2 protein-coding genes are annotated in these 1294 nt (G+C 33.2%); both read left to right on the top strand.

The genetic code is table 11. The annotated features are described in order from the left end of the window. The first annotated feature begins 183 nt into the window (after positions 1–183). The gene (locus ACRDDY_RS16405; RefSeq protein ID WP_438566013.1) at positions 184–513 is read left to right on the top strand and encodes a hypothetical protein; all 330 of its coding nucleotides are present in this window, start codon (positions 184–186) and stop codon (positions 511–513) included. A gap of 27 nt (positions 514–540) precedes the next feature. After that, the coding region (locus ACRDDY_RS16400; protein ID WP_438566012.1) for a hypothetical protein at positions 541–1294 on the top strand (754 nt) is incomplete at its 3' end.

Here is a 1294-nt window from a genome sequence, read left to right as displayed (position 1 = left end):
TTGGAACAAGTATAGCAAACTTCATATTAGAAGGCTCAGAAACAATTAATTTAAATTTGGGAAACTATTTATGTTCTATAAAATTAACAACTAGCACAGGAGAGGTTCATACAATTGTGGCACCTAGTTGTGATAATTTAAATAGGGCAACTCCTAATTTTATATTGTGTGGGGAGTGATAATATGAATGACTTTATTGGAATTTTAAACTATGGATTAAGCGAACCTCAACAATCTGCAACAGATCATAGCAAATTAACTTCGCTAGAGTACGAAAAATCAGGGCACACAGGCTTTCAACCCTCAACTGATACTAATCTACAAACCGTAGATAAAACAGTCACAGGAGCTATAAATGAGCTATTGTCAAAGATGTCTACAAACCTAATTCCTTCTTCAATAGATGGTGGAAATACTATTAAAGGGACTCCAAAGATGATATTTGATGGAGGTTCTTCAAATACTATTTATGATAGAAATAAGGTTTTAGATGGTGGAGGAACTAAGAGATAATTAAAATGAGAAAGGGTGAATATAAAGATGGCTGACGAATACATCATTCGTTTAAGAAGAGGAAGTCTTCAAGACTTTACAAATGATAATCCTCAATTAGATTTAGGTGAATGTGCTGTTGTTTTCGATGGTACTAAGACATACTTAAAAGCTGGAGATGGATTGAAGAAATTTAATGACTTACCATATGTAACAAATCCAAATGGTGGAGGAGCAATAGATTTAACTTCATACTTGAAGAAGGACTTATCAAACCTGTCTACAGAAGATTTAGATAGAGTTATAAGGTTGACCAATGCATATAAAACTATTGAAGCACAATTCCCTCAATATTATGGAATTAGGGCAACAGAAAGTGAAACAACTATACCGTTTGATTTCAATTCAACAACAGATAATATTATCCATGTTATATATGACTTAAATCAACAAAGTCAAAGGTTGCAACAAGATCTACCAGCACTATCATTTATGCAAGGTAAAATTGTAATATTTGAGGTTAAGTATGGCACAGCTGTAACAAGTGGTGAAGTAGTATTAATGCCTACTGGGGCAGATAAAATCAATGGGATGAATAATCCTGTTGAGATTACAAAACAAGGCATAGGTGGTATTTTATTAGCGACATCTACAACATTTGATTGGTTGCCATATGATGTGACACATGACAATAAAATCATTGTAACTGACGGTGTTGAGATTGTTAAAGCTAATAATATTGAGTTTAATGGTCAAGGTGTTACAATTAGTCAAAAAGGTGATAGTGGGGTAGTTGTTAATA

This window comes from Clostridium sp. (assembly GCF_051656525.1).
Lineage (GTDB): Bacteria > Bacillota > Clostridia > Clostridiales > Clostridiaceae > Clostridium.
Note: the sequence above shows the minus strand (reverse complement) of the source record. Positions and strands in the feature narration are given on the sequence as shown.

What these genes read in the sequence shown, in the direction of transcription:
- ACRDDY_RS16405 (WP_438566013.1), top strand. Translation starts at nt 184, where the DNA reads ATGAATGACTTTATTGGAATTTTAAACTATGGATTAAGCGAACCTCAA.